A 26,287-nucleotide genomic window follows, 5' to 3' on the forward strand; every position below is an offset into this window, starting at 1 on the left:
GCGCTGTCATACGGCTATTGGTATGGCATCAGGGCAATGCGCAAAAACGACTTTTGCGTTTTTAGCGCACAAATCTTTACTTAATTGCTGAATTTCGGCATTATCTTGCCGGTTCAAAACTACGGTAGTGATACCCCAGAGGACTAGATGGCCAAAGAAGACAATATTGAAATGCAGGGTACCGTTCTTGAAACGTTACCTAACACTATGTTCCGCGTAGAACTGGAAAACGGTCACGTGGTAACTGCGCATATTTCCGGTAAAATGCGTAAGAACTACATCCGCATTCTGACGGGCGACAAAGTGACTGTTGAGCTGACCCCGTACGACCTGAGCAAAGGCCGCATTGTCTTCCGTAGTCGCTAATTGATCCCCAGCCGTAATCCTGCTGCGCACAACTGCCCGGGATTATGTAGCCTGTAACTGCTCTGTGTCACACAGGGCAGTTTTTTTATTTCCGCACCTTGCCAATCTCCCCTTCTGCAACTGTTATTACTGGTACTTTCAATAGCCTGTAAAACGGTGGCAAAATGCCTCGCCTTTCTGATTTTCCAGTGCTGGTGTTTTTTGTTTGCCTGCTGCTGTTCTGGGTGGCGAATCTCATCTCACGCCTGTTGTATCGCCGTTATCGGGATAATGAACCCGAGAAAGAGAACTACAACCTGCTGCTCGGCGCGGTTTTAAGTATCCTGGCATTGCTGATTGGCTTTACCTTTTCCATGGCGGTGAGCCGTTATGACATGCGCAAGAATTATGAGGAAGAGGAAGCTAACGCCATTGGCACAGAATGGTTACGTGCAGATTTACTGGCGGCAAGTGAGTCAGGTGCCGTAAAAACGCTGCTACGACAGTACCTTGACCAGCGCATTCTGTTTTATCACTCCCGTAGTCCGGCAGAATTACAGAAAATAAATAATGATACGGCGGTCATTCAGGATAATTTATGGCGCATTGTCAGCCAGCAGGCCCGTGAATCGCAGACTCCGGTGATGCAGTTAGTGGCCAGCGGCATGAATGATGTATTTAATCGTTCGGGATATACTCAGGCCGCCTGGTGGAACCGAATTCCGCGGTCCGCATGGACACTCTTATTTATCCTGTCGATGTTCTGTATGGGGATGATAGGGTTTCGTAATTCGGCGCAAAAGAAAGCGACCTTCCCCTGGCTGCTGCCCACCGTATTTTCCTTCGCCTTCGCGCTGATTGCCGATATAGACAGCCCACGCGGGGGAATTATTCGTATTCAGGCGCAAAACTTGCTGGCGCTGGAAGCCTCATTGCCGCCGGTCGCTAAAAAATAAAAAAGCCGGGAAAATTCCCGGCTTTCTGGAGTGCGGCAGAATTAATGTGCCGCTTCTGGTTTGTGCTTCTGCGCGGCCTGGAAGTCATAGGTCAGCGCATTTTTCTCTTTATCGAGCGATACCGTCACCTGGCCGCCGTCAACCAGAGAACCAAACAGCAGTTCGTTAGCCAGCGGTTTTTTCAGGTTGTCCTGGATAACTCGCGCCATTGGGCGTGCACCCATGGCACGGTCGTAGCCTTTATCCGCCAGCCAGTCACGCGCTTCCTGGCTCACTTCCAGAGAAACACCTTTCTGATCCAGCTGAACCTGCAGCTCGACGATGAACTTATCAACCACCTGGTGGATCACGTCGGTAGAGAGGTGATCGAACCAGATAATGTTGTCGAGACGGTTACGGAACTCCGGCGTAAAGATCTTCTTGATCTCATCCATCGCGTCCGGACTGTTGTCCTGCTGGATAAGGCCAATCGATTTACGTTCGGTTTCACGCACCCCGGCGTTGGTGGTCATCACCAGCACGACGTTGCGGAAATCCGCCTTACGGCCGTTGTTGTCGGTCAGCGTACCGTTGTCCATCACCTGCAGCAGCAGGTTAAAGACGTCCGGGTGCGCTTTCTCGATTTCGTCCAGCAGCAGTACCGCATGCGGATGCTTGATAACCGCATCGGTCAGCAGACCGCCCTGGTCGAAACCAACGTATCCCGGAGGCGCACCAATCAAACGACTAACCGTGTGGCGTTCCATATACTCGGACATATCAAAACGCAGCAGCTCAATACCGAGCGCTTTCGCCAGCTGCACCGTGACCTCGGTTTTCCCGACCCCGGTTGGCCCGGCGAACAGGAAAGAACCCACAGGTTTGTGCTCATGGCCGAGGCCCGCACGGCTCATCTTGATAGCCTCGGTTAAGGCTTCGATGGCAGTCCCCTGGCCAAAGACCAGCATTTTCAGACGCTCGCCCAGATTCTTCAGCGTATCGCGATCGCTTTGCGAGACGCTCTTCTCCGGGATACGCGCAATACGCGCCACCACGGATTCGATATCCGCCACGTTGACCGTTTTCTTACGCTTGCTGGCCGGCATCAGACGCGCACGGGCGCCCGCTTCATCGATAACGTCAATCGCCTTATCCGGCAGGTGACGATCGTTGATGTATTTCACCGCCAGCTCCACCGCCGCACGCACCGCTTTCGCGGTATAACGCACATCGTGGTGCGCTTCGTACTTCGGCTTCAGGCCGTTGATAATCTGTACGGTTTCTTCCACCGTCGGCTCAGTAATATCGATTTTCTGGAAACGACGCGCCAGCGCCCTGTCCTTCTCAAAGATATTGCTGAATTCCTGGTAGGTGGTTGAGCCAATCACCCGGATTTTGCCGCTGGAGAGCAGCGGTTTAATCAGGTTTGCGGCATCGACCTGGCCGCCAGAAGCTGCCCCGGCACCGATAATGGTGTGGATCTCGTCAATGAACAGAATGCTGTTACTGTCCTGCTCAAGCTGCTTCAGCAGCGCCTTAAAGCGTTTTTCAAAATCGCCGCGATATTTGGTGCCCGCCAGCAGCGAGCCAATATCGAGCGAGTAGATGGTGCAGTCGGCGATAACTTCGGGAACGTCGCCCTGCACGATGCGCCAGGCAAGCCCTTCCGCGATGGCGGTTTTACCCACCCCGGATTCGCCCACCAGCAGCGGGTTGTTTTTACGACGACGGCACAGAACCTGAATAGCGCGTTCCAGCTCTTTTTCGCGGCCAATCAGCGGATCGATTCCGCCAACGCGAGCAAGTTGGTTGAGATTGGTGGTGAAGTTTTCCATACGTTCCTCCCCGCCTGCTTGCTCTTCGTTATTCGGCTGGCTCCCGGAGTCGGAAGACTGGCTCGGCTCATCTTTACGTGTGCCGTGAGAAATGAAGTTCACCACATCAAGGCGGCTGACTTCGTGTTTGCGCAGCAGGTAAGCCGCTTGCGACTCCTGCTCGCTGAAAATGGCCACGAGGACATTCGCACCGGTGACTTCGCTACGGCCAGAAGACTGGACGTGGAAGACCGCGCGCTGCAGGACACGCTGGAAGCTGAGCGTCGGTTGTGTATCGCGCTCTTCTTCACTGACGGGCAGGACGGGTGTGGTTTGTTCGATGAAGGCTTCCAGTTCCTGGCGCAGAGCGACCAGGTCCACAGAGCAGGCTTCCAGCGCCTCACGGGCCGAGGGGTTGCTAAGCAGAGCCAGCAACAGATGCTCGACGGTCATAAACTCATGACGGTGCTCGCGCGCTCTGGCGAAAGCCATGTTTAAACTGAGTTCCAGTTCTTGATTGAGCATAGGCACCTCCCCCAATTTTCATGCCTGTCTTCAGGCTTGTTCCAGCGTACACAGCAACGGGTGCTCGTTCTCCCTCGCGTAGCGGTTCACCATCGCCACTTTGGTTTCTGCAACCTCGGCGGTAAACACACCGCAAATGGCCTTACCTTGATAATGAACCGTGAGCATCAGTTGCGTTGCACGTTCTACATCATAAGAAAAGAATTTTTGTAACACGTCAATAACAAACTCCATCGGAGTGTAGTCATCATTGACTAATATCACTTTATACATAGATGGCGGTTTCAGCGCATCGCGCAGTTTGTCTTCAACAAGCTGGTCAAAATCCAGCCACTCTCTGGTCTTGCTCATCGTCAGTCATCATCTTCAGTTGCCGGTGCTGACAGGCCAATGCCTGTCACTGACAAGAGTGTATGCACATAATTGAATCTACATGAGAACATAGATAACTATCATCTATTGTTGCCATCCGCGACATCTGTCACATTCCCCAGCAATAGCGTTAACTGCTTCAAATTTTGACGCATTTTCCACCGTTTCGCGACCCCATCCTCTTGACGCGATGCCTGATTTATCTAAATTGTACAGGCGAGAGTTGGCGAGGATTTGAACAACCCCTGACTCCACCACCGGTTCATTCCATCTACTTATAAAGATTTACGAAGGATGTCGAAGTATGGAAATGGGTACTGTCAAGTGGTTCAACAATGCCAAGGGGTTCGGTTTCATTTGCCCCGAGGGCGGTGGCGAAGACATTTTCGCCCATTACTCCACCATTCAGATGGATGGTTACAGAACGCTAAAAGCCGGGCAACCTGTTCGGTTTGATGTCCACCAGGGCCCCAAAGGCAATCACGCCTCTGTTATCGTGCCCGTTGAAGCAGAAGCAGTTGCATAGCTCTTCGCTTCATTGTGTACATCCCGCAGACAAAATGCCAGTCCTTATGACTGGCATTTTTTTATCATTTCTTACTCGCGGGCCAGCGCATCGACCGGATCAAGCCTTGCGGCGTTGCGCGCCGGAAGCCAGCCGAAAAGGACGCCGGTCAGCGTCGAGCAGAAAAACGCCGTCAGCAGCGCCAGCGGTGAAAAACCGATTTCCCAGCCCGGCAAGAACAGCTGTAACACGAAAGCAATCAGTAGCGACAGCGACACACCCAGTGCGCCCCCCACCAGACATACCAGCACGGCTTCAATCAGAAACTGCTGCAGCACGTCGCTTGCTCGTGCGCCCACCGCCATGCGGATGCCAATCTCCCGGGTACGTTCCGTGACCGATACCAGCATAATATTCATTACGCCAATACCGCCCACCACCAGCGAGATCACCGCGACCAGCGTCAGGAACAGCTGAAGTGTATGTGTGGTTCTTTCCGCGGTTTTCAAGAGGCTGTCCATGTTCCAGGTGAAGAAATCCTTCTTCCCATGGCGTAGCGTCAGCAGGCGGGTGAGGTTTTCTTCCGCCTGCGCGCTGTCCTGGCCCTCTTTCACCCGAACGGTAATCGAGTTCAGCCACGACTGACCAATAACCCGCCCGGACATGGTGGTATAAGGCAACCAGATACGCAGCACTTTGCTGCTGCCGAACATCGACTGTTTCTCGTCGGCAACACCGATGACCGTCGCGGGCATATTACCGACCAGAATGATTTCGCCCACCACGCTCGCTTTATCAGGAAAGAGCTGTCGGCGGCTGTTGCTGTCGAGCACGGCTACCTGCGCACGCCCGTTAAGCTGGATATCGTTAAAGGTATTACCTTCGCTAAAGGTCATCCCGTAGACGTTAAAATACTGCCCGCTGACGCCTTCGGCGTTCGCCGCCACGTCGATATTTCCTTTACGCAAACGCAGGCTTTTGGAGACCGCAGGCGTTGCAGAGCTCACCCACGGCTGCTTTTGTATCGCCAGCAAATCGTCATATTTCAACGACTGCTGAAAGCGCGGATCGTCATCACCGAAATCCTTACCGGGATAGATGTCGATGGTATTGGTGCCGATAGCGCGGATATCAGCCAGTACCATCTGCTTTGCCGCGTCACCCACCACCACGATAGAGACCACCGAGGCAATCCCAATGATGATACCGAGCATGGTCAGCAGGGTGCGCATCTTGTTCGCCGCCAGCGCACGCCAGGCCATCGACATCGCTTCACGAAAACCACTGGTAAACTGACGCCAGCTGGAGGGTTCATCGATCACCGTGTCTTCAAAAGCCTGCCCAGCGGCAGCCGATGACGGAGGATTAGCGACAATTTCCCCATCCCGAATTTCGATTATCCGCTCCGCCTGACGAGCCACCTGCGGATCGTGGGTGACGATAATCACCGTATGCCCCTGCTCTTTGAGCTGGTGCAGAATACTCATCACCTCTTCACCGGAGTGGCTGTCCAGCGCACCGGTCGGTTCATCGGCGAGGATCACCTGCCCGCCGTTCATCAGCGCGCGGGCGATACTCACCCTCTGCTGCTGGCCACCAGAAAGCTGCGATGGCTGATAATCGACCCGCTCCCCGAGCCCGAGACGCTCAAGCAGCTGGTGTGCCCGCTGCTGGCGAGCCTTTCTCTCGGTACCGGCGTACACCGCCGGGATCTCAACGTTCTGCGCCGCGCTCAGGTGCGACAGCAAATGATAACGCTGGAAGATAAAGCCAAAGTGCTCCCTTCTGAGCCGTGCCAGCGCGTCACCGTCGAGCGTCGCCACGTCGGTACCCGCCACCTGATAGGTGCCGCTGGTCGGTTTATCCAGACAGCCGAGAATATTCATCAGCGTCGATTTTCCCGAACCGGAAGCCCCGACAATCGCCACCATCTCTCCGGCGGCGATGCTGAGGGTGATGCCTTTCAGCACCTCGACGCTGTCCTCCCCGGAGGGATAGCTACGGCGAATATCCTTCAGCTCGAGCAGCGCGGTCATTTCGCCGCTCCGGGCTTGCTTTCACCGGTGATGACTTCATCGCCCTCTTGCAGGCCTTTGGTGATTTCAACGTCGGTATCATTACGCGCGCCAATAGTGACCTCGCGCGTTTTCACCTCGCCGTTACGCAGCAGGCGGACGTTGTAGCGATTATCGCCAACAACATCGCCCAGCGCCGACAGCGGAATGGTCAGCACGTTATCCACCCCGGCAAGCTGAATATGGACCTGAGCGGTCATTTCCAGACGCAGGATCCCCTTCGGGTTCGGCACTTCAAAACGCGCAAAGTAGAAAATCGCGTCATTCACTTTTTCCGGAGTCGGCAGAATATCTTTCAATACCCCTTCAAAGCGGGTCATCGGGTCGCCAAGCACGGTAAACCAGGCTTTTTGCCCCGGGCGCAGGTGAATGACGTCCGCCTCGGAAACCTGTGCCTTCACCAGCATCGTACTGAGGTCAGCAAGCGTCAGAATGTTCGGTGCCTGCTGGGCGGCAATCACGGTCTGCCCCTGCAGCGTGGTAATTTGCGTTACCTCACCCGCCATCGGCGCCACGATACGGGTGTAGTCGAGGTTCGTTTTCGCCGTATCGAGAGTGGCCTGGTTACGTTTAATTTGCGCTTCAATGGTGCCAATCTGCGCCGCTTTAACCGCCACGTCGGTGGCCGCCTGATCCAGCTCCTGGCGCGAAATCAGATTATTTTTCACCAGCTGCTGCTGGCGGGTTAGGGTCACCTGTGCCAGTTTGAATTCAGCACGCGCCTGACGCAGCTGCGCACGCAGCTCCATCAGCGTGGCTTCCACCTCACGGATCTGGTTCTCCGCCTGATCGGGATCGATAACCCCGAGCAGCTGATCTTTTTTCACCTTGTCGCCAATGTTCACCGACAGCGTTTTCAGCTGCCCGCTCACCTGAGCGCCGACATCAACTTTACGCAGGGCGTCGAGTTTGCCTGTCGCCAGCACACTCTGTTCAAGCGCACCCTTGCGGACAATCAGCGTCTGATAGTGGGGCTGCGGGGCGTTCAACGTCCGCCACAGCCAGATCCCGGCGATAACCACCAGCACGGCCAGGATCCAGTAAACCTTTTTGCTTCTTCCCTTCAATTTCATAAACCGTCCAGATTCATGCGCAAGCATAGATAAAGGTTGATTGTATCTAAACATCGCTTCAACGAAAGCCTCTCTATTTAAGCAGGGCTTAATTCGTTTAGAAAACATTAACTCAGCACCTGATGAAATAGCCTCCAGTTAAATGGAAACTTCTCGGGTTTTATCATGTCTTCTGTGATTGAAATATCAGATATTGCGACGGAACAGCCAAAATCAGGTTGGCAGCTTTTTCGTTTTCTTTGCCAGGGCAAAATCACCCCTGGTAATTCATGGCGTAAAGCGTCCTACCGTCGTAAATTCATGCTGCGATCGATGGCCATTCCTTTCAGTACCGCACGCCTGATGAAAGAGCTCTCTCGTGAGCCACGCTTACTGCAGTTGCTGCAGGCGCAACCCGGGTTGCCATGTCGTGTACATCGCCCGTGGCTATCGATGAACATTAACCGCAGACAGGCATCCAAAGCGCTGGCGTGCCACTACCGGACGCTCAGCCGGCTTCTGCCACCCGCGGTGCTGAACGGCTACCTCACGCGTCATGGGGTCAAGCTCGCCAGCCTGACCGGCAAAGACGAGCAGACCTACACCATCCGTCTTGGTGCTGACTCTATGATGGATAAAGAAGGTGAAGCGACGCTGATGTTTTACGATGCCGAAAACACGCTGCTGGCGGAGCTCACGTTCACCCTGTGTCAGCCAGGCGGCGCGAACACGCTGTATATTGGCGGGTTACAGGGGCCGAAAGCGCACGTACCACACGAGCGCATTCAGCTTGCCACTAAAGCCTGTCACGGCCTGTTTCCGAAACGCCTGCTGGTTGAGGCCGCCATGGCGCTGAGTAGCGTGCTGTCGGTAGAAGAGATTCGTGCGGTCAGCAACGAAACGCATATCTATCGCAGCATCCGCTATCGCAAGAAAAAGCAGGACAAGCTGCACGCGGACTACAACGGCTTCTGGGATTCTCTGGGAGCGGCCCCGGACAGCAAAGGTGACTTTATTCTGCCGTTGACCATGCCGCGAAAAGCCATGGAAGACATCGCCAGTAAAAAACGCGCGGAATATCGCCGCCGCTATACCCTGCTCGACAGCCTGATTGAGCAGACGGTTAACACCATCCGCCGTTAATCCGCCCTCCCGCGTGCCAGCCACAGCACGCGGGAAAACATTTTGCGCAGTAGCGTCGGAACAGCCTCCACGCCGCGACGCCCTGCCTCCATCGCCACCTCAATAGCCAGATCCGGCTTCGATGAACGATGAATCGCTTTGGTGATAACCCGGCGCATGTTCATGGGTACATCCGGTGGGATCTGCGCCACGCGATGATAAACGTCGTCAAACCCCTGCCGATACATAAAGTGTTCCATATCCATTGCCGGCAGCATGGTAAGGTGCACACGTTCCAGCTCCCGGTCACCGTCGAGCAGGCTGCGCACCGTAGCGGCGTACTTTTTCCCGGCCTCATCGCCATCAACCAGCACGTGCCACTCAATCCCCATCCGGCGGGCAAACCGAATGAGCGGCTTCAACCCCGACTGCGCAAACTCAATCACCTTAACGCCTTCGGCATCAAAGTGGTGGCCACACTGGCGCGCCAGTTCGTTAATCACCCAGGTTTCAGTCTCGCCTTCCACCAGTAGCCAGCAACGGGAGAACAACGACGAGGCGCGATTAAAGCGAATATGGAAAGCAATGCGGCGACCATCTTCAGCGTTCAGTCCCCCGGCGCCCAGGCGCCAGGCCGCCACGCGGGACGACTCTCGCACCAGACGGCAGACATGCTCAACCGGAGTCATCGACAGCAGCTCACCTGAGTTAGTGGTGGTCACCTGCTGTAACGGCAGAAGATTGAGCAAATGCCAGGCGACGGAGAGCATGATCGGGTGCAGACGAGTTTCCGGATCTTCCACCAACAGCAGCGGTCGGGCGTCTTTATCCAGCCTGACCGTCCCTTTCGCCTGCAATAGCGTGGAGAACAGCCCCAGCAGAATCACCCGGTGGCTGCGCCCACCGGGTTTATCGATCATACGGTTGATGATATCGAGATAGCGCCAGCTGCGCTGCTCGTCGTGAGAGCGGCGGCGCATCAGACGGTGGCGCGACTGCGCGGTACCCTGCTCGGAAAAATAGTGTTCCAGCAGCTGCACCATGGCAGACAGCCCCTGGCGAATCTGTCCGTCCGACAAGTTTTGCGGGCTGCTGACCAGCTCGCGGGAAAGAAAATCAAGCTGGCGGGCGGTAATTTCGACGTCCGGGACGTTGGGGACCGTACCGTTGCGGATGCGCCGCATAAAACGCGCATCGCGCAGGCGCAGCACCGGCATCAGGCGGATCAGGTGATGCGCCAGGTTGTCGATATCATCAAGGTCAAGCGCCCGACCCCGCCCATCAAGGAAGCTGCGCAGCGTCATGACGCTATCGTCTTCCGCAAGCTCCCCTTCCAGACGGTAAAAAATGCGCTGGTAACCATCATCACAAGGTACCCAGCCATCCGCCAGTGGACGATAACGCCGCACCCGATGACGGCCCGGCTCCAGCTCGCGGAAAGTCAGAATAATATGCAGATGATGTTCCCGACCTTGCACATCTCCCGGTGGAAACCAGAAGTCATCGCGCACAAAATGATAGAGCTCTTCTTCCGGTGACAGCAGCAGCGTCAGGGCATCGAGCAGGCTGGACTTGCCCCAGGCGTTTTCACCTATCAGCACGTTATTCTGCTCGAGCGTCAACGACAGGCGGTTGATACCGCGAAAACCAACAATCTCAATCCGTTCCAGAAGCATAACCCCTCCGACTTTCTCCTTTAGCTATCAGCAGTATAGCGATCCACAAAGAAACTGAACACCTGACAAAAGATGTCATTTTATTAATTAATGTCGTGAATAATTAGCCCTTATTAAACCAAGAAAGTTCTCATTTTATTGGGCGGGTTTACTTTCAGTCGAAGCATTCTACACTTACTGGTACCTCATATATTCAAAAGGAATTTTGCGGAGTTGCCAAAAATTAAACTCACGGAGCATTTTTAACTGGTTAAGGGATGGCATTCGATTCTAAAATAGCGAGTCTTTAATTATCTCGTCATCCCTTGTGACGATTAATCAACGACCAGCACGGAGTTGCCGTCGCTGTTACTCTTATTATTTGAGGTGGTTATGTTCAGAAAATTAGCAGCAGAATGCTTTGGTACATTCTGGCTAGTGTTTGGTGGTTGCGGTAGTGCTGTTCTGGCTGCAGCATTCCCGGAACTGGGAATTGGATTTGTGGGTGTTGCGCTGGCATTTGGTTTAACCGTACTGACTATGGCGTTTGCCGTAGGCCATATTTCCGGTGGTCATTTTAACCCGGCAGTCACTTTAGGCCTGTGGGCCGGTGGCCGTTTCCCGGCAAAAGACGTGATTGGTTATATTATTGCCCAGGTTATCGGCGGTATTATTGCTGCAGCCGTGCTGTACGTGGTTGCCAGCGGTAAAGCCGGCTTTGACGCGGCGGCCAGCGGCTTTGCTTCCAACGGTTATGGCGACCACTCGCCGGGCGGCTATTCCATGCTGTCTGCAATTGTGATTGAAATTGTCCTGACCTGTGGTTTCCTGCTGGTTATCCACGGTGCAACGGATAAAAACGCCCCGGCTGGCTTTGCCCCAATCGCTATCGGTCTGGCATTAACTCTGATCCACCTGATCAGTATTCCAGTAACCAACACCTCGGTTAACCCGGCCCGTAGTACCGCGGTCGCGATTTTCCAGGGCGGCTGGGCGCTGCAGCAGCTGTGGCTGTTCTGGGTGATGCCAATCATCGGCGGTATTCTCGGCGGCGTGCTCTACCGCACCCTGCTCGAAAAACGCAACTAAGCCTTATACGCTTCTCACGCCCGGCCATGCTCAGCATCGCCGGGCGTTTTTTATGCGGTGGCTATTTACTGAATCAGGGGAATTCGGTAGTGTCTGGGGCGCTGTTTTTATACTCACGGGACCGGGCCGTTCATGCTTTCAGGATTGTTGATTATTCTTCTGCCGCTTATTGCTGGCTACCTAATACCCCTTCGCCATCAAGGGGCACTCAGGCTCATTAACCGTTTACTGAGCTGGATTGTTTACGTCATTCTATTTTTCATGGGCATCAGCCTGGCGTTTCTCGATAATCTCTCGAGCAACCTGCTTGCCATTCTGCACTATTCCGTCGTCAGTATAGTGGTCATTCTGTTGTGCAATATTGTGGCGCTGTTGTGGCTCGAACGTTCGTTGCCCTGGCGCCACCAGCATCAACAGGAAAAATTACCCTCGCGAATTGCCATGGCACTGGAATCATTAAAACTGTGCGGCGTGGTGGTGATTGGTTTCGCGCTAGGACTGACCGGTTTGCCTATTTTGCAACATGCGACAGAGGCCAGCGAATATACGCTGATTTTCCTGCTGCTGCTGGTTGGTATTCAGTTGCGTAATAATGGCATGACCTTAAAACAGATCGTGCTGAACCGCCGTGGAATGATTGTGGCGGTCATTGTTGCCGTCAGCTCGCTGGCGGGTGGCGTGATTAATGCTTTTATTCTCGACCTGCCAATAAAAACCGGAATGGCAATGGCCTCTGGTTTTGGCTGGTATTCCCTGTCCGGTATTCTGCTAACCGAATCTTTTGGCCCGGTCATCGGCAGCGCCGCCTTCTTTAACGATCTGGCGCGCGAACTGATTGCTATTATGCTAATCCCAGGACTGGTTCGCCGCAGCCGTTCTACCGCGCTCGGCCTGTGTGGCGCCACCTCAATGGACTTTACGTTGCCGGTACTGCAGCGCTCCGGCGGTGTAGAAATCGTGCCCGCCGCGATTGTGCATGGCTTTATCCTCAGCCTGCTGGTTCCGCTTCTGATGGCATTTTTCTCCGCCTGATACTCCTCTGGCGGTAGTCTCACTACCGCCAAAATTGCGCTAAATCAATCTCCCTTTAAGTTGTGTCAGAAATGCCTTTTCAGCGGTTTGTCTGAGGCATAATCTCAAACATGTATATCAAATATAACTTTAAAAGGTGTGACCATGTTTTGTGTGCAATGTGAACAAACCATTCGTACCCCGGCAGGCAATGGCTGCTCTTACGCGCAAGGTATGTGCGGTAAAACCGCTGAAACGTCTGACCTGCAGGATCTGCTGATCGCCGCACTGCAGGGGCTCTCCGCCTGGGCGGTAAAAGCGCGTGAATACGGAATTGTCGACCACGACATCGACAGCTTTGCGCCACGTGCCTTCTTCTCTACGCTGACCAACGTTAACTTCGACTCCCCGCGCATCGTCGGCTATGCCCGTCAGGCCATTGCTATGCGTGAAGCGCTGAAGACCCAGTGCCTGGCGATTGATACCGCCGCCGCCGTTGATAACCCGATGGCGAATCTGCAACTGGTGAGCGACGATCTGGGCGAACTGCAGCGTCAGGCCGCAGAATTTACCCCAAACAAAGATAAAGCGGCGATTGGCGAGAACATTCTCGGCCTGCGTCTGCTGTGCCTGTACGGCCTGAAAGGTGCGGCTGCCTATATGGAGCACGCCCACGTTCTCGGCCAGTACGACAACGACATCTACGCGCAGTATCATAAAATCATGGCGTGGCTGGGCACCTGGCCTGCGGACATGAACGCGCTGCTGGAATGCTCAATGGAAATCGGCCAGATGAACTTCAAAGTGATGAGCATCCTCGACGCCGGTGAAACCAGCACCTACGGCCACCCGACCCCGACTCAGGTCAACGTCAAAGCGGTTGCCGGGAAAGCTATTCTGATTTCTGGTCACGACCTGAAAGATCTCTACAACCTGCTGCAGCAAACCGAAGGTACCGGCGTTAACGTCTACACCCACGGTGAAATGCTGCCAGCACACGGTTATCCGGAACTGCGTAAATTCAAACACCTGGTCGGTAACTACGGCAGCGGCTGGCAGAACCAGCAGGTGGAATTCGCTCGCTTCCCGGGGCCGATTGTCATGACCTCTAACTGCATCATCGACCCAACCGTTGGGGCTTACGATGAGCGCATCTGGACCCGCAGCATCGTCGGCTGGCCGGGTGTAAGTCACCTGGAAGGCGACGATTTTGCCCCGGTGATTGCCCAGGCGCAGCAGATGGCAGGCTTCCCGTATAGCGAAATTGAACACCTGATCACCGTCGGCTTCGGCCGTCAGACGCTGCTTGGCGCCGCCGACTCGCTTATCGATCTCGTCAGCCGTGAAAAATTGCGTCACATCTTCCTCGTCGGTGGCTGTGACGGCGCGCGCGGCGAACGTAACTACTTCACCGATTTCGCGACCAGCGTACCGGATGATTGCCTGATCCTGACCCTTGCCTGCGGTAAATACCGTTTCAACAAGCTGGAGTTCGGCGATATCGAAGGTCTGCCGCGTCTGATTGACGCCGGTCAGTGTAACGATGCGTACTCTGCGATTATCCTCGCGGTTACCCTGGCGGAGAAACTGGGCTGCGGCGTCAACGATCTGCCGCTGTCTCTGGTGCTCTCCTGGTTCGAGCAGAAGGCTATCGTTATCCTGCTGACTCTGCTGTCGCTGGGCGTCACCAACATCGTGACCGGCCCAACCGCGCCAGGCTTCCTGACCCCGGATCTGCTGGCCGTACTGAACGAGAAGTTTGGTCTGCGTTCAGTCACCACCGTTGAAGAAGATATGCAGCAACTGCTGAGCGCGTAAGGAGACAAGCATGACAATGCCAACATCACAGTGTCCGTGGCGGATGCAGGTTCATCACATCACCCAGGAAACCCCGGATGTATGGACGCTGTCGCTGCTGTGTCACGACTACTATCCGTATCGCGCCGGGCAGTATGCGCTGGTGAGTGTCCGCAACTCTGCGGACACCCTGCGCGCTTACACCATCTCGTCCACGCCGGGCGTGAGCGAATACATCACGCTCACCATCCGCCGTATTGACGACGGTGCGGGCTCCCAGTGGCTGACCCGCGACGTAAAACGTGGCGACTATCTCTGGCTGTCTGACGCACAGGGAGAGTTCACCTGCGAAGATAAAGCAGATGACCGCTTCCTGCTGCTGGCGGCAGGCTGCGGCGTGACGCCGATTATGTCGATGCGCCGCTGGCTTGAGAAGTATCGCCCGCATGCTGACGTGCAGGTTATCTTCAACGTGCGTTCACCGCAGGATGTGATCTTTGCCGACGAGTGGCGCAACTACCCGGTAACTCTGGTGGCAGAAAACAACGCCACCGAGGGCTTTGTTGCCGGACGTCTGACCCGTGAACTGCTGGCAAGCGTGCCGGATCTCACTTCTCGCACCGTGATGACCTGCGGCCCGGCGCCATACATGGACATGGTGGAAGAAGAGGTAAAAGCGCTCGGCGTGACCCGCTTCTTTAAAGAGCAGTTCTTTGTACCAGCCGTTGAAGCGGCGACCAGCGGGATCAAGTTCAGCAAACTGCAGCCAGCGCAGGAGTTCTTTGGCCGCGTGGGCACCACGCTGCTGGAAGCGCTCGAAAGCAACAAGGTGCCGGTGGCTGTCGCCTGCCGTGCTGGCGTCTGCGGCTGCTGCAAAACCAAAGTGGTGTCTGGTGAATACACCGTCAGCAGCACCATGACCTTAACGGAACAGGAAATCGCCGACGGCTACGTGCTGGCCTGCTCCTGTCATCCGCAGGGCGACCTGGTTCTCGCCTGATCCTCCAGTGCCCCCGCCCGGGGGCATTTTTTATCGATTGTTGCCATCCCGCCGCTGAAACCTTTCACGCCCTCTCCTGTGGTCTACGCTTTTAAGCAGTGCTTAAAAAAGGAGATGGAAAACCATGAAACAAACCGTGGCCACGTATATCGCAAAAACCCTTGAGCAGGCTGGTGTAAAACGGATCTGGGGCGTCACCGGCGACTCTCTGAACGGCCTGAGCGACAGTCTTAACCGCATGGGCACCATCGACTGGATGGCGACGCGCCATGAAGAGGTGGCCGCGTTCGCCGCCGGAGCCGAAGCCCAGTTGACCGGCGAGCTGGCGGTCTGTGCGGGATCCTGCGGCCCGGGGAACCTGCACCTGATTAATGGACTATTTGACTGCCATCGTAACCACGTGCCGGTACTCGCCATCGCAGCGCATATTCCCTCAAGCGAAATCGGCAGCGGCTATTTCCAGGAAACTCACCCCCAGGAACTGTTCCGCGAGTGCAGCCACTACTGCGAGCTGGTCTCTAACCCGGAGCAAATTCCCCAGGTACTTGCCATCGCCATGCGACAGGCAGTACTCAAACGCGGCGTCGCGGTCGTGGTGCTGCCGGGCGATGTGGCGCTGAAAGCCGCGCCAGAAAATGCCAGCAGCCACTGGTATCATGCCCCACAACCTATTATCACCCCGGAAGAAGAAGAGCTGAGAAAGCTCGCCCAGTTACTGCGGTATTCGAACAATATCGCCCTGATGTGCGGCAGCGGCTGTGCCGGGGCGCATAAAGAGCTGGTCGAATTCGCCGCGAAGCTGAAAGCCCCTATCGTCCACGCCCTGCGCGGTAAAGAACACGTGGAGTACGACAACCCCTACGACGTGGGCATGACCGGGCTTATCGGCTTCTCCTCCGGTTTTCACACCATGATGAATGCCGATACGCTGGTCCTGCTCGGCACGCAGTTCCCGTACCGCCCGTTCTACCCGACCGATGCCAAAATCATCCAGATTGATATTAACCCCGGCAGCATCGGCGCCCACAGCAAAGTGGACATGGCGTTGGTGGGCGATATCAAATCCACCCTCAGCGCCCTGCTACCGCTGCTCGAAGAGAAAACCGATCGCAAATTCCTCGATAAAGCGCTGGCGCACTACCGCGATGCGCGTAAAGGGCTCGACGATCTGGCAAAACCGAGCGAAAACGCCATTCACCCGCAGTATCTGGCGCAGCAAATCAGCCACTTCGCCGATGACGACGCCATTTTCACCTGCGATGTAGGCACGCCAACCGTCTGGGCGGCACGTTATCTGAAGATGAACGGCAAGCGCCGCCTGCTGGGATCGTTCACCCACGGATCAATGGCCAACGCAATGCCGCAGGCGCTGGGCGCGAAGGCAACGGCGCCCGATCGCCAGGTGATAGCGATGTGCGGCGACGGCGGATTCAGCATGCTGATGGGCGATTTTCTCTCGGTGGTGCAGATGAAGCTGCCGCTAAAAATTGTGGTATTTAACAACAGCGTGCTGGGCTTTGTGGCAATGGAAATGAAAGCAGGCGGCTACCTGACCGACGGTACCGAACTGCACGACACCAACTTTGCGCGCATCGCCGAAGCCTGCGGCATTACCGGGATCCGCGTTGAGAAAGCCTCTCAGGTAGACGAAGCCCTACAGCGAACCTTCAGCATTGATGGCCCGGTACTGGTAGACGTGGTCGTTGCCAAAGAGGAGCTCGCTATTCCGCCGCAGATTAAGCTCGAACAAGCCAAAGGATTTAGCCTGTATATGCTGCGCGCGATCATCAGCGGACGCGGCGATGAAGTCATTGAACTGGCGAAAACCAACTGGCTCAGGTAAAAAGGATGGCATTCCCCTGAATCAGATAAGGAAATGCCGTGATCGATTTACGTAGTGATACCGTCACCCGCCCGGGTCGCGCCATGCTTGATGCTATGATGGCCGCCCCGGTCGGGGATGACGTTTATGGTGATGACCCCACCGTTAACGAACTGCAGCGCTACGCCGCCGAGCTGAGCGGCAAAGAAGCGGCGCTGTTCCTGCCTACCGGCACCCAGGCTAACCTGGTGGCTCTGCTCACCCACTGCGAGCGCGGCGAAGAGTATATCGCCGGCCAGGGCGCGCATAACTATCTGTATGAAGCAGGCGGTGCCGCCGTGCTCGGCAGTATTCAGCCGCAGCCGATTGACGCCGCCGCCGACGGCTCCCTGCCCCTCGACAAAGTGGCGGCAAAAATCAAAGCGGACGATATCCACTTCGCCCGCACTAAACTGCTGAGCCTTGAGAACACCCACAACGGCAAAGTGCTGCCGCGCGAGTATTTACAGCAGGCGTGGGAGTTTACCCGCGAGCGCGGTCTGGCGCTGCACGTTGACGGCGCACGCATCTTCAACGCCGTCGTCGCCTATGGCTGCGAGCTCGAAGAGATAACCCGCTACTGCGACTCCTTCACCATTTGCCTGTCGAAAGGGCTGGGCACGCCGGTGGGCTCGCTGCTGGTCGGTAACGCGGACTACATTAAACGTGCCAACCGCTGGCGGAAAATGACCGGCGGCGGCATGCGTCAGTCGGGCATTCTGGCAGCAGCGGGCCTGTATGCGCTGAAAAATAACGTCAAGCGCCTGCAGGAAGACCACGACAACGCCGCGTGGATGGCGGAACAGCTGCGTGAAATCGGTGCCGACGTGATGCGTCATGACACCAACATGCTGTTTGTTCGCGTCGGGGAAGCGCGTGCCGCCGCCTTCGGCGAATTTATGCGCGAGCGCGGTGTACTGGTCAACGCCTCACCGATCGTGCGTCTGGTGATGCACCTCGACGTCAGCCGCGAGCAGCTGGCGCAGGTGGTTAAACACTGGCAAGCCTTTTTAGCGTAGAGGTATGAGCGTGTCGCAACCCATTCTGGTGCTCGGCGCCAGCGGCTATATAGGCCAACATCTGGTGACCGAACTGAGCCAGCGCGGATACGCCGTGCGGGCGGCGGCACGGCGTATTGAGCGCCTGCAAAAACAAAACTTGCCCGGCGTCAGCTGTCACCACGTCGATCTCAACCGCCCCGAAGGTCTGGCGGCGCTGCTGAACGGCGTGGGGACGGTGTATTTTCTCGTTCATGGCATGGGTGAAGGCGGTAACTTCATCGAGCATGAGCGCCAGGTGGCGATAAACGTGCGTGACGCGCTGCGCGACACGCCGGTTGAACAGGTGATCTTCCTGAGTTCACTACAGGCACCGGAAAGCCAGCAGTCCGATCATCTGCGCGCCCGCCAGGTCACGGCCGACGTGCTGCGCGAGAGCGGCTGTCCGGTGACCGAACTGCGCGCGGGCATTATCGTTGGCGCTGGATCCGCCGCTTTCGAAGTGATGCGCGATATGGTCTACAACCTGCCGGTGCTTACCCCGCCACGCTGGGTTCGCTCGCGCACCACGCCAATTGCGCTGGAGAATCTGCTGTTTTACCTGGTGGAACTGCTGAATCACCCGGCCACTCAGCACCGTATTCTGGAAGCTGCCGGGCCAGATGTGCTGAGCTACCAGCAGCAGTTTGAACACTTTATGCAGGTCAGCGGCCGCCACCGGCTGTTGATCCCCATCCCCTTCCCGACAAGCTGGATTTCGGTGTGGTTCCTCAACGTTATCACCTCCGTGCCGCCGACAACCGCCAAAGCCCTGATCCAGGGGCTGAAGCACGATCTACTCGCTGACGATAGCGAACTGCGCGCGCTGATCCCGCAAAAACTTATCGCCTTTGACGATGCGGTACGTCAGACGCTGAAAGAAGAAGAGCAACTGGTGAACTCCAGCGACTGGGGCTACGACCAGCAGGCTTTCGCCCGCTGGCGACCAGAGTATGGCTACTATGCTAAACAGGCAGGCTGCACGGTAAATACGTCTGCCAGCCTCAACGCCCTGTGGCAGGTGGTGAACCGCATCGGCGGCAAGGAGGGCTATTTCTTTGGCAATATGCTGTGGAAGATCCGCGGTGCGATGGATTTACTGGTCGGCCACCGGCTGGCGAAGGGGCGCCCGGCGCACCCGTATCTGCAGACCGGCGACACCGTCGACAGCTGGAAAGTCATCATCGTCGAGCCGGAAAAACAGCTCACGCTGCTGTTTGGCATGAAAGCCCCCGGTCTTGGTCGCCTGAGCTTTACGCTCAGCGATAAAGGCACGCACCGGGAGCTGGACGTTCGCGCCTGGTGGCACCCGCACGGCATGCCTGGCCTGTTCTACTGGCTGCTGATGATCCCGGCGCATCTGTTCATTTTTCGCGGTATGGCGCGGACTATTGCGCGCCTGGCAGAACAAATCACAGGCAAAGTCTCAAAATAGCGAACATTCTGGAACGTTTCCCATTGCATCGGGGTGAGATTCACGGAAGAATGCGCACGAAACTTTTCAAAAACAACGGACAGATATGAAGGTTCTGGTCACCGGCGCCACCAGCGGTTTAGGCCGCAATGCGGTGGAATACCTGCGCAACAAAGGCATTAGCGTAAGAGCAACCGGTCGCAACGAAGCGATGGGCAAACTCTTGACCAAAATGGGCGCGGAATTTATACATGCCGACCTGACCGAACTGGTCTCCTCCCAGGCCAAAATGATGCTGGCGGGCGTAGATACCCTGTGGCACTGCTCCAGTTTTACCTCTCCATGGGGCACTCAACAGGCGTTCGACCTCGCCAACGTGCGCGCCACCCGCCGTCTGGGTGAATGGTCCGTTGCCTGGGGCGTGCGCAACTTTATTCATATCTCGTCGCCATCGCTCTACTTTGATTATCACCATCGTCGTGATATTCAGGAAGACTTTCGCCCGCGGCGCTTTGCCAACGAATTTGCGCGCAGCAAAGCCGCCGGTGAAGAGGTTATCGCCCTGCTGGCACAGGCGAACCCCAATACCCGTTTTACCATCCTGCGCCCGCAAAGCCTGTTCGGGCCGCACGATAAGGTCTTTATTCCCCGCCTGGCGCAGATGATGCACCACTACGGCAGCGTGCTGCTGCCACGCGGCGGCGCGGCAACCGTGGATATGACCTACTACGAAAACGCGGTCCACGCGATGTGGCTCGCAAGCCAGCCGCAGTGCGACGCGCTACCTTCCGGCCGGGCATACAACATCACCAACGGTGAGCACCGCAGCCTGCGCAGTATTGTGCAAAAGCTCATCGACGAGCTGGATATCAAATGCCGTATTCGCTCCGTGCCCTACCCGATGCTCGACATGGTCGCCCGCAGCATGGAGCGCTTTGGCAATAAATCGGCCCGGGAACCGGCGTTTACTCATTACGGAGTCTCGAAGCTGAACTTTGATTTCACCCTCGATATCACTCGCGCCCAGGAAGAGCTCGGCTATCAGCCGGTGGTATCCGTCGATGAAGGGATTGTGCGTACCGCCGCCTGGCTGCGCGACCACGGTAAACTGCATCGCTGAGAAGCCTGCCTGCTATTGCCAAAAAAATACCCGCTGGCACTGCATTTGCACGAGCCTGCAGTTTCACTTTTCCCACGCGGTCTTTATCAGCTTTCAGCCAGCGCCCTACGGGCGCTTATTTGCATTTCTTACCCATCCTGTCAAAGCGAACTAAGCACCCGTTCCTTCACCACTTTTACCTCTTGATTCAATTCTTTAAGTTGTTCGTGTAGCGCATGCACATCGTCATTATCAGGAATAATCGCCATGCAGTCTCCGGCAATTTTGATCGTGATCCCCCTGCCGGTATCGAATCCGACCTCTCTGAGCCATTTACCACTTATATTTATCGCCGGAGCACTGGTATCACCCCAATTTGGCACATATCCCACGGTATAACGGCGCTGGGATTTATTAACAGGTTTTCTGGATGGTACACAAAGATATTACCACTGTGGTTTTAACCAGCCATCGGCAAAGAACAAATCTGGAAATTCGCTCGTAAAAATATAACAAAAATAAAAAATATCAATTACTCAACCAATATCCATCACGTTAATGAATATGGAAAAACATCACAGCACTTAGCATTAATTGCTTAACCACCTCTCAATTAAAGTTATTTAATACTCGAAACAACCGTCATTGAAAAAATAAAACCCACCGTGTATTTATCATTACACCACGAATCATAGGTTGCAATTATGAATACTAATGATATAGCAACACGTATTGCAGACGTCATCATATCTCCGGATGCAGCCATTGGTTTGATTCATGGAGTAATGTCTGTTCCTATAGACATTGGATACCTTGTCTACGGTTATCTTGATACGGACTCTCATTATTCACATCAAACTGAAAGGATAAGAATCGCGCGCGCAATTGAAAGAGGGGTTCTGAATCATGACAGAATTATCGATGCCGTGCAGATAATACTTACCGAATTTAATAAATACATTCCAGAAAGCAAACAAAATATATTGTATAGCCGCAGTCTATTTTCCATTTTTGGAAGGATAATCACTAACTCAATGCTATCATCAAAAATTGCTACAACCATTGCTGAAAGGGCAAGTGTACTGGTTGCAATAAGGGGAGGTGCTGTCGGGAACTTTCTATTAATTGGAGGAATGATTGAACGCTGTATCAGAACCTCCGAACAATTGGGACTCGAGGAACCACAAGTCTATTCCCTTTTGCGAGCCAGAGATTATGACCTTCTCTACTTTTTATTTGAACCCGCGCTCAAACCATTTATTGATGCCTTAGCTGTAAGGCGAAACCAGGGTAATTCATCATTCATGAACATATTGAAGATAGTAGAAGATAAGATCAGCAGCCATCATAAAATCATCCTAGAAAGTTAAATTATGAAGATCTTTATAGGTGGAATCATAGGTGGCCTTGCCGTTTGGGCCGTATTTTTCTTTATTTTTTATTTTGAAACATGGATAACTAGAGCTATCTCCATTTTTGTTCTGTGCGGATGCATTTTAATACTCATAAAAATATTAGATAACCCCCAACAATGAAAGTATGTAGAAATATTATTTTAATGAATTAAAGGATATACCATGTCAAATCCAGCGTATCTATGGTTAGAAGATGATAGTGGCTCCCCAATAATCGGAGAATCTCTCGTATCAGGCAGAATAGGTGCTATTGAACTTAAGTCTGTCACTCATCACATGTTCATTCCCACCGATGGACATACGGGAAGACTAACCGGTACAAGGGTTCACTCCCCAATTGTTTTTCAAAAAGAGTTTGATCGGGTTACCCCCATTTTATATCGAGCCCTGAGTGAAGGCACAACACTCAAAAGCGCTACAATTAAAATGTACAGAATCACTGAGGCTGGACTAGAGAACGAATACTTTAATGTCGCCTTAGATAACGTAAAAATAGTCGCCATCTCACCAAGCTTATACCCTAGTGGGGCAACAGGTACCCATATAGAGACTATCCAAATCCGTTATGAAGTCATTACATGGAAACACTGTGATGGAAATATCCAATATAAGGATGCATGGAACCATAGAGTCACAGCTTGATGAGACAGAAGGCTACTATTTTTTGTAGCCTTCCTTATTTCAGCCCTGCCCATACTTCTCGAGCAGCGCTTCGGCGATGGCCTGCGTTTCGGCATCGGCGATACCATCCCAGCGCGTCGGGCGGAAGTGCATCTGGAATGCCATGATCACCCGTTTCTGCTGGGCCTCACTCATCTCTGGCGTCACTTCATAGCCATAGCGAGAGAGCAGATCGAGCACCGAGGCGGTATCCACCGGCGCGGAAGGGATGCGTCCGGCAAGGTAAAACGCTACCCGGTCGGCGTTCGGCCAGGCACCAATCCCAAGCTTCGCCAGCTGCTGCCATGGGAACAGCGGCCCGGGATCGTCTTTGCGCTGCGGGGCGACATCGGCATGTGCTACCACGTTCTGCGGTTCAATCTGGTAGCGAGCGATAATGTCTTTCGCCAGCGGGATAAGCGCAGCTATCTGCGCCGGAGCAAACGGAGTAAAACGCTTCACTCCGGCGGTCTTCTGCCAGCCGCGGTTCTCCAGCTCAATGCCTATCGAGGTATCATTAATCCGGGTCGCGCCGCGCCAGTAGCTGATCCCCGCATGCCAGGCAAGCTTATCTTCCGGCACCAGTTGCCAGATTCGCGGTTTACCGTTAAAACGCGGGGGGATCTCCGGGATCAGGTAATGCGCGCTGACGTGCTTATCGGTAAGCGTTGTCAGCGACACGTCGAAATCATCTGCCGTATAGTGGATAACCAGCACCTTCACCCGCGGGTACGCGTTCTGCGCGGGATGACGGGTATCCAGCTGATACCCGTCCTTATCGATAATTCCGGTCTGGTTTGCACAACCGGCAAGCAGCAGCGCAAGCAGGATCAGCAGGCGTTTCATCGGCGAGTTTTCACCGCCGTACCGCTGACGCTGACCATCAGCATACTGGCATCTTTGCCCACCGTTTCGTAGTCGATATCAATACCGACTATCGCATCCGCGCCCAGCGCTTTCGCCTCTTCGCCCATTTCCTGGAAAGCGATTTCACGCGCTTTACGCAATTCTTTCTCATAAGCGCCGGAGCGACCGCCGACGATATCGCGGATCCCGGCGAAAAAATCGCGGAAGATATTGGCGCCCATAATCGCCTCGCCGGTCACCACGCCGCAGTACTCGACAATGGTCTGGCCTTCCAGCGTTGGGGTAGTAGAAAATTGCATACTATTTCTCCTTCAATACCTTAGCTCTGTTAATCAAACACAACATTGTACCGATACGCTATGCTTGAAAACACTAATACCGTAGTCCGTTTATAAGGAAATCACCATGCGCTACTCCATTGCAGCCCTGTTAGTTCCCTGTGCGCTTCTGCTCAGCGCCTGCACCACCGTTACCCCAGCCTTCAAGGATATTGGTACCCGTAGCGGTCCTTGCGTGGATGGTGGCCCGGATACTGTGGCACAGAACTTTTATGACTACCGCATTCAGCATAAAAATAACGATCTGACCGCACTGCGCCCGTACCTGAGCGACGGACTGGCGAAACTGCTGAATGATGCCAGCCGCGACAACGCTAACCGCGCGCTGCTGCAGTCAGATCCGTTCTCCAGCCAGAGCACCGTGCCGGATAGCGCTTCAGTCGCCAGCGCCTCCACGATACCGAATACCGATGCGCGCAATATCCCGCTGCGTGTTGACCTGAAACAGGGTAGCCAGAGCTGGCAGGATGAGGTGCTGATGATCCGTGAAGGCCAGTGCTGGGCCGTTGACGATGTGCGCTACCTTGGCATCAACTCCCACGCCCCGGCAGGCACGCTGCGCCAGTCGCTGGAAAACCGCTGATTATCCCGCAGCATCGGGGCGCTGAAACGATAACCCCGGTAAAATGTCTGGCATTCTGCGAGGAATGCCGACATTTGTTCCCCTCCCCCCTCGCAGTCGCTATTTTGTGCTAAGTTTAATAAAGAATGTGGTTTATATTTAAGTTTTAACGCATAAATATTGCATAACTATTCTGTGAACGTTACTATTTGCCACCTCAATATCTGCCTTTTCAGTGAAGTACGAAGAGTATCGATGAGCATTAAACTAAACGGCATTAACTGCTTCTACGGCGCGCACCAGGCGCTGTTCGACATTACGCTTGATTGCCCGCAGGGCGAGACTTTGGTTCTGCTTGGCCCAAGCGGCGCCGGGAAAAGCTCTCTGCTGCGCGTACTGAATCTGCTGGAAATGCCGCGTTCCGGAACGCTTTCTATCGCCGGTAATCATTTTGATTTTGCTAAAGCGCCATCGGACAAAGCGATTCGCGATCTGCGCCAGAACGTTGGCATGGTCTTTCAACAGTACAACCTGTGGCCGCACCTCACCGTTTTGCAAAACCTGATTGAGGCACCCTGCCGCGTGCTGGGCCTGAGTAAAGATCAGGCGCTGGCGCGTGCTGATAAGCTTCTGGAACGTCTGCGCCTTAAACCTTACAGCGATCGTTACCCGCTGCATCTCTCCGGCGGCCAGCAACAGCGTGTAGCCATTGCCCGTGCGCTGATGATGGAGCCGCAGGTTCTGCTGTTCGACGAGCCGACCGCGGCCCTCGACCCGGAAATCACCGCCCAGATCGTCAGCATTATTCGCGAACTGGCGGAAACCAACATTACCCAGGTGATCGTCACCCATGAAGTGGAAGTGGCGCGTAAAACCGCCAGCCGTGTGGTGTATATGGAAAACGGTCATATTGTGGAACAAGGGGATGCCAGCTGCTTCGCAACCCCGCAAACCGAAGCCTTTAAAAACTATCTTTCTCACTGATGTTTTCGGGACAATGACAATGAAAAAAGTACTGATTGCCGCGCTGCTCGCCAGCGTCAGCCTTTCCGCTACCGCCGCACAGACCATTCGTTTCGCCACCGAAGCGTCTTATCCTCCGTTTGAATCCATTGACGCGAACAATAAAATTGTTGGCTTCGACGTGGATCTGGCCAACGCGCTGTGTAAAGAGATTGATGCCACCTGTACCTTCACCAATCAGTCCTTCGACAGCCTGATCCCAAGCCTGAAATTCCGCCGCATCGATGCAGTGATGGCCGGGATGGATATCACTCCGGAGCGTGAGAAGCAGGTACTGTTCACGACGCCGTACTACGACAATTCTGCGCTGTTTATCGGCCAGCAGGGCAAGTACACCACTATCGATCAGCTGAAAGGCAAGAAAGTGGGCGTGCAGAACGGTACAACGCACCAGAAATACATCATGGATAAACATCCGGAAATCACTACCGTGCCTTACGACAGCTACCAGAACGCTAAACTGGATCTGCAGAATGGCCGTATTGATGCCGTCTTTGGTGACACCGCGGTCGTGACCGAGTGGCTGAAAGCGAATCCGAAACTCTCCCCGGTCGGCGATAAAGTGACGGACAAAGACTACTTCGGTACCGGTCTGGGTATCGCCGTGCGTCAGGGCAACACCGAGCTGCAGCAGAAATTTGATGCAGCCCTGGAAAAAGTGAAGAAAGATGGCACTTACGAAACCATCTACAAAAAATGGTTCCAGAAGTAATT

24 protein-coding genes and 1 pseudogene are annotated in these 26,287 nt (G+C 54.7%); 17 read left to right on the plus strand and 8 right to left on the minus strand.

Annotated features, from left to right (window positions below; translation table 11 throughout):
* Positions 1–147 precede the first annotated feature (147 nt).
* Together infA and C7387_RS09565 are read left to right on the plus strand one after the other, a co-directional pair.
* Entirely contained in the window at positions 148–366 is a 219-nt protein-coding gene (infA, locus tag C7387_RS09560) for a translation initiation factor IF-1 (RefSeq protein WP_001040187.1), read from the plus strand.
* A 164-nt stretch (positions 367–530) separates the two neighbouring features.
* Positions 531–1,301, plus strand: coding sequence for a bestrophin-like domain (locus tag C7387_RS09565; protein ID WP_038258631.1), 771 nt, complete (start codon positions 531–533; stop codon positions 1,299–1,301).
* A gap of 41 nt (positions 1,302–1,342) precedes the next feature.
* Here C7387_RS09565 and clpA read toward each other — a convergent pair whose 3' ends face one another.
* Both clpA and clpS read right to left on the minus strand, forming a co-directional pair.
* The gene (gene clpA, locus C7387_RS09570; protein WP_120816568.1) at positions 1,343–3,619 is read right to left on the minus strand and encodes an ATP-dependent Clp protease ATP-binding subunit ClpA; all 2,277 of its coding nucleotides are present in this window, start codon (positions 3,617–3,619) and stop codon (positions 1,343–1,345) included.
* A 30-nt stretch (positions 3,620–3,649) separates the two neighbouring features.
* Positions 3,650–3,970 carry an ATP-dependent Clp protease adapter ClpS gene (clpS, locus tag C7387_RS09575; RefSeq protein WP_006819285.1) on the minus strand — a complete coding sequence of 107 codons (321 nt, stop codon included), beginning with the start codon at positions 3,968–3,970 and terminating at the stop codon, positions 3,650–3,652.
* Positions 3,971–4,295: 325 nt separating this feature from the next.
* Here clpS and cspD point away from each other — a divergent pair, with 325 nt between their 5' ends.
* A complete protein-coding gene (gene cspD, locus C7387_RS09580) occupies positions 4,296–4,517 on the plus strand; it encodes a cold shock-like protein CspD (protein ID WP_006819284.1) in 222 nt (73 codons plus the stop codon).
* Between the two features lie 71 nt (positions 4,518–4,588).
* Here cspD and macB read toward each other — a convergent pair whose 3' ends face one another.
* Together macB and macA are read right to left on the minus strand one after the other, a co-directional pair.
* Positions 4,589–6,532, minus strand: coding sequence for a macrolide ABC transporter ATP-binding protein/permease MacB (macB, locus tag C7387_RS09585; RefSeq protein WP_038258634.1), 1,944 nt, complete (start codon positions 6,530–6,532; stop codon positions 4,589–4,591).
* The gene (gene macA, locus C7387_RS09590) at positions 6,529–7,644 is read right to left on the minus strand and encodes a macrolide transporter subunit MacA (protein WP_120816569.1); all 1,116 of its coding nucleotides are present in this window, start codon (positions 7,642–7,644) and stop codon (positions 6,529–6,531) included. Before macA ends, macB begins: the two co-directional genes overlap by 4 nt.
* 165 nt (positions 7,645–7,809) lie before the next feature.
* Here macA and C7387_RS09595 point away from each other — a divergent pair, with 165 nt between their 5' ends.
* Positions 7,810–8,766: a VirK/YbjX family protein gene (locus C7387_RS09595; RefSeq protein ID WP_038258640.1), complete on the plus strand. Its 957-nt coding sequence runs from the start codon at positions 7,810–7,812 to the stop codon at positions 8,764–8,766.
* On the opposite strand, the gene C7387_RS09600 is transcribed toward C7387_RS09595, so the two are convergent.
* Entirely contained in the window at positions 8,763–10,421 is a 1,659-nt protein-coding gene (locus C7387_RS09600; RefSeq protein WP_038258643.1) for an ATP-dependent endonuclease, read from the minus strand. The two genes, C7387_RS09595 and C7387_RS09600, sit on opposite strands and share 4 nt — an antisense overlap.
* A gap of 372 nt (positions 10,422–10,793) precedes the next feature.
* Here C7387_RS09600 and aqpZ point away from each other — a divergent pair, with 372 nt between their 5' ends.
* The 8 genes from aqpZ to C7387_RS09640 all read left to right on the plus strand — a co-directional run bounded on the left by aqpZ (position 10,794) and on the right by C7387_RS09640 (position 20,729).
* Complete coding sequence (gene aqpZ / locus C7387_RS09605) at positions 10,794–11,489, plus strand: aquaporin Z (RefSeq protein ID WP_006819278.1); 696 nt, start codon at positions 10,794–10,796, stop codon at positions 11,487–11,489.
* 132 nt (positions 11,490–11,621) lie between these two features.
* Positions 11,622–12,521: a LysO family transporter gene (locus tag C7387_RS09610; RefSeq protein WP_006819277.1), complete on the plus strand. Its 900-nt coding sequence runs from the start codon at positions 11,622–11,624 to the stop codon at positions 12,519–12,521.
* A gap of 144 nt (positions 12,522–12,665) precedes the next feature.
* Positions 12,666–14,318 carry a hydroxylamine reductase gene (gene hcp / locus C7387_RS09615; protein ID WP_040903438.1) on the plus strand — a complete coding sequence of 551 codons (1,653 nt, stop codon included), beginning with the start codon at positions 12,666–12,668 and terminating at the stop codon, positions 14,316–14,318.
* A gap of 10 nt (positions 14,319–14,328) precedes the next feature.
* The gene (gene hcr / locus C7387_RS09620) at positions 14,329–15,297 is read left to right on the plus strand and encodes an NADH oxidoreductase (protein ID WP_038258649.1); all 969 of its coding nucleotides are present in this window, start codon (positions 14,329–14,331) and stop codon (positions 15,295–15,297) included.
* A gap of 124 nt (positions 15,298–15,421) precedes the next feature.
* Entirely contained in the window at positions 15,422–17,140 is a 1,719-nt protein-coding gene (gene poxB / locus C7387_RS09625) for a ubiquinone-dependent pyruvate dehydrogenase (protein ID WP_120816570.1), read from the plus strand.
* A 38-nt stretch (positions 17,141–17,178) separates the two neighbouring features.
* Positions 17,179–18,177: a low-specificity L-threonine aldolase gene (ltaE, locus tag C7387_RS09630; protein ID WP_038258653.1), complete on the plus strand. Its 999-nt coding sequence runs from the start codon at positions 17,179–17,181 to the stop codon at positions 18,175–18,177.
* Positions 18,178–18,187: 10 nt separating this feature from the next.
* Complete coding sequence (locus C7387_RS09635; RefSeq protein ID WP_038258852.1) at positions 18,188–19,630, plus strand: SDR family oxidoreductase; 1,443 nt, start codon at positions 18,188–18,190, stop codon at positions 19,628–19,630.
* An 85-nt stretch (positions 19,631–19,715) separates the two neighbouring features.
* The gene (locus C7387_RS09640) at positions 19,716–20,729 is read left to right on the plus strand and encodes an NAD-dependent epimerase/dehydratase family protein (protein ID WP_006819271.1); all 1,014 of its coding nucleotides are present in this window, start codon (positions 19,716–19,718) and stop codon (positions 20,727–20,729) included.
* A 248-nt stretch (positions 20,730–20,977) separates the two neighbouring features.
* Here the strand turns inward: C7387_RS09640 and C7387_RS23260 are convergent.
* Positions 20,978–21,103 (minus strand): annotated as a pseudogene (locus C7387_RS23260) (SymE family type I addiction module toxin); the annotation flags it as partial.
* Between the two features lie 306 nt (positions 21,104–21,409).
* Here C7387_RS23260 and C7387_RS09650 point away from each other — a divergent pair.
* Both C7387_RS09650 and C7387_RS09655 read left to right on the plus strand, forming a co-directional pair.
* A complete protein-coding gene (locus C7387_RS09650; protein WP_120816572.1) occupies positions 21,410–22,078 on the plus strand; it encodes a hypothetical protein in 669 nt (222 codons plus the stop codon).
* Between the two features lie 207 nt (positions 22,079–22,285).
* Positions 22,286–22,765, plus strand: a complete 480-nt coding sequence (locus tag C7387_RS09655) for an Hcp family type VI secretion system effector (protein ID WP_120816573.1) — start codon at positions 22,286–22,288, stop codon at positions 22,763–22,765.
* A gap of 39 nt (positions 22,766–22,804) precedes the next feature.
* Here C7387_RS09655 and C7387_RS09660 read toward each other — a convergent pair whose 3' ends face one another.
* A complete protein-coding gene (locus C7387_RS09660) occupies positions 22,805–23,629 on the minus strand; it encodes an N-acetylmuramoyl-L-alanine amidase (RefSeq protein ID WP_120816574.1) in 825 nt (274 codons plus the stop codon).
* On the minus strand, positions 23,626–23,949 hold the full coding sequence (locus C7387_RS09665) for a heavy metal-binding domain-containing protein (RefSeq protein ID WP_006819269.1): 324 nt from the start codon (positions 23,947–23,949) through the stop codon (positions 23,626–23,628). Before C7387_RS09665 ends, C7387_RS09660 begins: the two co-directional genes overlap by 4 nt.
* Before the next feature lie 106 nt (positions 23,950–24,055).
* On the opposite strand from C7387_RS09665, the gene C7387_RS09670 reads away from it, so the two are divergent.
* The 3 genes from C7387_RS09670 to artI all read left to right on the plus strand — a co-directional run bounded on the left by C7387_RS09670 (position 24,056) and on the right by artI (position 26,285).
* Complete coding sequence (locus C7387_RS09670) at positions 24,056–24,571, plus strand: lipoprotein (RefSeq protein ID WP_006819268.1); 516 nt, start codon at positions 24,056–24,058, stop codon at positions 24,569–24,571.
* Positions 24,572–24,805: 234 nt separating this feature from the next.
* Positions 24,806–25,534, plus strand: coding sequence for an arginine ABC transporter ATP-binding protein ArtP (gene artP, locus C7387_RS09675; RefSeq protein WP_006819267.1), 729 nt, complete (start codon positions 24,806–24,808; stop codon positions 25,532–25,534).
* A gap of 19 nt (positions 25,535–25,553) precedes the next feature.
* Positions 25,554–26,285 (plus strand): arginine ABC transporter substrate-binding protein ArtI, encoded by a 732-nt coding sequence (artI, locus tag C7387_RS09680; RefSeq protein WP_038258661.1) that lies wholly within the window; start codon positions 25,554–25,556, stop codon positions 26,283–26,285.
* The last annotated feature ends 2 nt before the right edge of the window (positions 26,286–26,287 follow it).

Source organism: Yokenella regensburgei (genome assembly GCF_003634235.1).
Taxonomy (GTDB): Bacteria; Pseudomonadota; Gammaproteobacteria; order Enterobacterales; family Enterobacteriaceae; genus Yokenella; species Yokenella regensburgei.